Genomic DNA, 5,711 nt, shown 5'->3' on the forward strand with positions numbered 1-5,711 from the left:
GCCGCTATTGAATTTGAGGCGAACCCGGAAATGATGGACACCAGCCGACTTGAAGCCTTAAGGAATTCGAGTGACATCAGCCCGGAGCACAAACAAGTGTTAAGCAATGCTATTGAGAAAAACCAAGCCATGGTGAAACAGATACTGTCGAGCGCAAGCACTGCGGACAAAGAAGCGATCAAGCCCTTTTTGAACGATATCCTAAAAATGATGGAAGAACCTTATTAAACATATGGCCACCCAGGCATTACTCACCAAACTAAAACAAAGTCCTCCTTAAGTAGACCCACAACCCCATGTCCAAAATAAAATCTGATGCTGATAGCCTCATCAAAAAGCATCGCAATCTTATCCACTCCCAAGACAAGAAAGTTATCTCTCATGTACAACGTGAGCAAGATGATGGCTGGCTAGTTAATACGCTAATGCTTGAAGATTGCGATACGCCATTTCAGTTTAAGCGACAAAAAACCTACAAAAACCTAAAAGGCGCTCGAGTCAACCTAACCTACTATTCAGACACACAAAAGCTCGCTGGAATGGATTTTGAGCTGATGAAAGTAGTACGAATTCGTATAGCATGACTCCAAGTCATTTTACTTTTCAATAATTAGAGCTTATACTCTATTTTTTTAGAGCAGTTACTCTAAACATCCACTCTACAACTTTGCGAATTACGATTAGGTATTGTCATGTTATTTTCTTTAAAAGTTCAATATTACAAAGGTCTAGCAAAAGCACTAAAGGTCGCTGCAGCAGTCGTTCCGATGCCAAAGCCAACGCTTTTCACTGGTGCAGACTCCTCACTGGAATTATGCGATGCTATTGGCCAACTAGGCATTAAAAAGCTAATGATTGCGACCGATGAAGTACTCGTCAGCATCGGACTAATCGACAAAATCAAAGCTCGCTTGGAAGAACTTGACATCAAATACGTAATCTACGACGGCATTCTTCCTGACCCAACCTATGATCAGGTACAAGCAGGTCTAGACTTATTAAGAAACAACAACTGCGAAGCAATTCTTGCCGTAGGCGGTGGCTCACCGATTGATGCAAGCAAGGCTATCGCAGCACGCGCAACAAATGACAAGCCATTAGAGAAGATGGCCGGCTTATTCAAGTTACGTAAAGCACCTTTGCCACTATTCGCCATCCCGACAACTGCAGGCACTGGCTCAGAAGTAACCATCGTGTCTGTCGTATCAGACCCTGAAACCCATCAAAAGACACCTATCATTGACCCTAAACTGGTACCCATGATGGCCGCTTTAGACGGCGCAATGATGCTAGGCCTACCTGCTGCAGTGACGGCTGCAACCGGAATGGACGCACTGACTCATGCGATTGAGTCTTACATTTCAGTTAATGCTACCGATGAGACCGACGCTTACGGAACAGCTGCTACACGTCTAATCATGGAAAATCTTGAAACAGCAGTGAAAGATGGCAGCAACCTGGAAGCTCGACAAAATATGGCTATGGCGTCTTACTATGCCGGCCTGGCTTTCACCAAAGCGAGCGTAGGCTATGTTCACGCCATCGCCCACAACTTTGGTGCGTATTACTCTACACCACACGGTTTGGCCAACTCGATTGTCCTACCGCATGTTCTGGATTATTCAAAAGATGAAATTACAGAACGTCTTGCCAAGCTCGCGGAAGTAAGCGGGCTAAAAGAAGGTAAAGAAAGCAACAGGGAACTTGCCGATAAGTTTATTCAGCGAATTCGTGAAATGCTCAAAAGCTTTGACATCCCTGAGCAACTTGGCGACCTTAAGACCGAGGACATCCCAAAGATTGCCAAATCAGCTCTTGAAGAAGCACATCTTAACTACCCAGTGCCCAAGTATATGAACCAGAAGGTATGTGAAAACCTGCTGAATAAAATGGTCGCTTAAGTAAAGCAAGTAAGTCTAAGCATAGACTATTGACAAAGGACTAATAAAACGGCATAGTCTCGCGTCATTTTTATATGAACTGGGATCGAGCACTTTTCAGCAACATCAAGTGTAAGCGCTCCCAGTTAATTTTTTAGTAATCCGCGAAATTTAGGAGCAACACGGTGGCCAACTCCCCATCTTCAAAAAAGCGCGCGCGTCAGCAAGAGAAACGCCGCCAACACAATGCTAGCCAACGTTCAATGGTTAGAACTTACATCAAAAAAGTAGACGCTGAAATTGCTGGCGGAAACTACGATAACGCACAAGCAGCTTTCCTAACTGCTCAGCCAATTATCGACGGCATGGTAAACAAGGGTATCTTCCCTAAAAACCGCGCCGCTCGCATCAAGAGCAACCTGAACGCACAAGTTAAAGCCCTTAAAGCTTAAGCTTCGCTCTCAGGCATAAAAAAACCGGCAAACGCCGGTTTTTTTATGCCTGAAGTTTAGCATCTCAAAGCAACACAAGATTATCACGATGAATAAGCTCAGCTTCATGGCAAAAGCCTAGAATCGATAAGATTTCGTCACTCGACTTACCTAGAATCCTCTTCGCATCTGGCGCATCATAATTTACTAAGCCTCGCGCAAATTCCCTGCCAGAACTATCTTTGCACGAGACCATATCACCACGCTTGAAACGACCACTTGCCGAAACAACCCCGACAGACAGTAAACTTTTACCACCACGCTCTAGCACTGCCACAGCCCCATCATCAAGCACCAAATTACCTGCTGTCTGGAGATGCCCTGCCAACCATTGCTTACGCGCAACTTGTCTTGAGGTTGAAGGCAGCATCATAGTACCCAAATCCTCTGCCGCTCTTAAGCGCAACAAAACACTTTCTATCTTGCCACCAACAATCACACTATAAGCACCGGAACGCGCCGCCAAACGGGCTGCTCGCACCTTGGTCGCCATTCCACCACGCCCTAGCGCACCTGCACCACCGGAAGCCATCTCCTCTAGCCGCTCATCTGAGGCCAATACCTGAGTCAACATTTGCGCATCAGCATTTCGACGCGGATCCTTATCAAACATCCCCGCCTGATCCGTTAAAATTATCAGGCCATCAGCCTCAACCAAGTTGGCAACCAAAGCCCCCAAGGTATCATTATCACCAAAACGAATCTCATCCGTCACAACCGTATCATTTTCGTTGATAATTGGAATGGCACCCAACTCAACAATTGAACGAACGGTACTTCTAGCATTCAAGTAGCGCTTGCGGTTAGACAGATCATCGTGCGTCAACAAGACTTGAGCTGTATGCAAGCCATGCTTTTGGAACTCTTCTTCATAGGCCTGAACCAAACCCATTTGCCCGACCGCAGCCGCAGCTTGCAGCAAGTGTAACTCCTGAGGACGCTCGCTCATCCCCAAGCGCGCCATACCTTCCGCCACAGATCCGGAAGACACTAAAATAATTTCAAGCCCCTGACGATGCAACTTAGACAACTGCGCCACCCAGCCACCGATAGACTCTCGAGCCAAGCCCTTACCATCATCAGTCAGCAATGCACTGCCGATTTTCACAACCCAACGGTTTGCACGACTTAGCTCAGCGCGCCCAGTACACTCAGTCATATTGATACAACCCTATCGCCCACCACAAAACCACTCACCACACTACTGAGCATATACCACTTCAACACCATCATCGTCATCGCCGTCATCAAAATCGTCATCCAGCTCCTCACCTGCCAGGCGCTTAGCCTTGCGAGCCGCCTTCAGAGCCTCTAGATTATCTCTAGCTTCCTGATGCATCTTATCCTTAATCAATTGCTCCTGCTCAGCTAAGGCTTCATCAGCTGCCTCAGCCGCATTCTTCTCATCAATCCATGTCATGATATCCCGACACAAGTTCGCTAGACCAGCAGACTTAATTGCCGACACCTGATAAACGGGCCCCGTCCAATTTAACGCTTCTACTAATTTCTCGCATATAGCCTTACGATCTTCTTCTGGCAATAAATCAAGCTTATTCAGAACCAGCCAGCGATCCCGGGAAGCCAAGGTAGGGCTAAACTTTTCCAACTCAGCCGCTATCGCCTGCACCACCTGAGCCGGATCTGAGCCATCGTAAGGCGCCATATCAACAACATGAAGCAACAGACGAGTTCTTACCAAATGCTTCAGAAAACGAACACCAAGGCCCGCTCCTTCTGCAGCACCCTCAATCAAGCCTGGAATATCAGCAACCACAAAACTCTTATGCTCTTCAACACGCACTACACCCAAATTAGGTACTAACGTTGTGAAGGGGTAATTAGCCACTTTAGGCTTAGCTGCAGAAATTGAACGAATCAGCGTAGACTTACCTGCATTAGGCATACCAAGCAAACCTACATCCGCCAACACCTTCAACTCCAAACGCAGGCTACGTGACTCACCTTCACTCCCTTTAGTTGTCTGACGGGGCGCTCTATTCACACTGGATTTGAAACGAGTGTTACCCAAACCATGAAAGCCACCTTGCGCCACGATGAGCTCTTGCCCGATCTCAGTCAAATCCCCTAGCACTTCTTCAGTGTCCGTGTCGATAACTGAAGTCCCTACCGGAACCTGAAGAAACAAACTCTCACCCTTTGCTCCAGTACAATTACGCCCGGCACCCTGCTCACCAGATTGAGCGCGATAATGCCTGACATAACGATAATCGACCAAAGTATTCAGCGACTCACTTGCCACCAGAATAACTGAACCGCCGTCTCCGCCATCTCCACCATCAGGCCCACCCTTCGGAATGTACTTCTCTCGACGAAAGCTCAAGCAACCGTTACCACCTTTACCAGCCTCTACTCCAATTGTCGCTTCATCAACAAACTTCATTGCACACCCCTTAGATTAGTACCCAACGACCAACATTTGACCCTATAAGGAAAATAAAGTCGATCAGCAAATAAATTGCAAAAAAAAAGCTCCGCACAGCGGAGCCTTTTCCAAATCCGTAACGACTGCTTACTCCGCAGCTTCAACCGTCACATATTTGCGGTTCAAAGGACCTTTTGTTACAAACTTCACAACACCACCAGATGTTGCAAACAATGTATGATCCTTACCACAACCAACATTATCGCCTGCGTGGAAACGTGTACCACGTTGACGCACAATAATGTTGCCTGCTTTAACTACTTCACCACCGAATCGCTTAACACCTAAACGTTTCGACTCCGAATCGCGACCGTTACGGGTACTACCACCCGCCTTCTTATGAGCCATTATCCTACTCCTATTGTCTGTTCGTATCTAAACCGGTTTAATTGCTCCTGAGAGCGACCATAAACTCAGTGTTAGCCTTTAATTCCAGTAATTTTCACCTCAGTATACCACTGACGGTGACCCATTCTCTTCATGTGGTGCTTACGACGCTTGAACTTCAAGATACGTACCTTCTCGTGACGACCATGATCAACAACCTCAGCCGTTACTTTTGCACCCTCAACATTTGGCGCGCCAACTTTAACATCGTCGCCATTTGCAACAAGTAATACACGGTCAAATTCAACCGTCCCACCTGTTTCAACTTCAATTTTTTCCAGCTTTAACACTTCACCTTCGGTGACACGGTGCTGCTTACCACCGCTTACAATAACTGCGTACATTTGGTTTTCTCCAAATTTTTCATATCGCCTAACACACCTGAACTTCGGCTAATAATAAGCATTACCCAGATGAATCAAACTTACCAAGACCTATATATTGAGAACTAAATCTCCGGCCTCACTTTCTACCCGCATGTGTTACTTACGACCAATTTTCCCCAAA

The 5,711-nt window shown here is 46.5% G+C and carries 8 protein-coding genes; 4 read left to right on the top strand and 4 right to left on the bottom strand.

Going from position 1 to position 5,711, the window contains the following annotated elements; all coding sequences use genetic code 11:
* The 4 genes from A3757_RS27355 to rpsT form a co-directional block, all read left to right on the top strand.
* Positions 1-228: hypothetical protein (locus A3757_RS27355; RefSeq protein ID WP_197470282.1), on the top strand; the 228-nt coding region annotated here is incomplete at its 5' end.
* Positions 229-296: 68 nt separating this feature from the next.
* Entirely contained in the window at positions 297-584 is a 288-nt protein-coding gene (locus tag A3757_RS24000; protein WP_068512300.1) for a hypothetical protein, read from the top strand.
* A gap of 108 nt (positions 585-692) precedes the next feature.
* Positions 693-1,901 (top strand): iron-containing alcohol dehydrogenase, encoded by a 1,209-nt coding sequence (locus A3757_RS24005; protein WP_068512303.1) that lies wholly within the window; start codon positions 693-695, stop codon positions 1,899-1,901.
* Between the two features lie 164 nt (positions 1,902-2,065).
* On the top strand, positions 2,066-2,332 hold the full coding sequence (gene rpsT / locus A3757_RS24010) for a 30S ribosomal protein S20 (RefSeq protein WP_068511686.1): 267 nt from the start codon (positions 2,066-2,068) through the stop codon (positions 2,330-2,332).
* Positions 2,333-2,396: 64 nt separating this feature from the next.
* On the opposite strand, the gene proB is transcribed toward rpsT, so the two are convergent.
* From proB to rplU, 4 genes are all read right to left on the bottom strand, one after another.
* Positions 2,397-3,530 carry a glutamate 5-kinase gene (gene proB / locus A3757_RS24015; RefSeq protein ID WP_068740431.1) on the bottom strand — a complete coding sequence of 378 codons (1,134 nt, stop codon included), beginning with the start codon at positions 3,528-3,530 and terminating at the stop codon, positions 2,397-2,399.
* Positions 3,531-3,572: 42 nt separating this feature from the next.
* Positions 3,573-4,775 carry an Obg family GTPase CgtA gene (cgtA, locus tag A3757_RS24020; protein ID WP_068511679.1) on the bottom strand — a complete coding sequence of 401 codons (1,203 nt, stop codon included), beginning with the start codon at positions 4,773-4,775 and terminating at the stop codon, positions 3,573-3,575.
* A 129-nt stretch (positions 4,776-4,904) separates the two neighbouring features.
* A complete protein-coding gene (gene rpmA, locus A3757_RS24025; RefSeq protein ID WP_068509869.1) occupies positions 4,905-5,165 on the bottom strand; it encodes a 50S ribosomal protein L27 in 261 nt (86 codons plus the stop codon).
* Positions 5,166-5,236: 71 nt separating this feature from the next.
* Complete coding sequence (gene rplU / locus A3757_RS24030) at positions 5,237-5,548, bottom strand: 50S ribosomal protein L21 (protein ID WP_068509871.1); 312 nt, start codon at positions 5,546-5,548, stop codon at positions 5,237-5,239.
* Positions 5,549-5,711: the final 163 nt, after the last annotated feature.

This window comes from Oleiphilus sp. HI0117 (genome assembly GCF_001635235.1).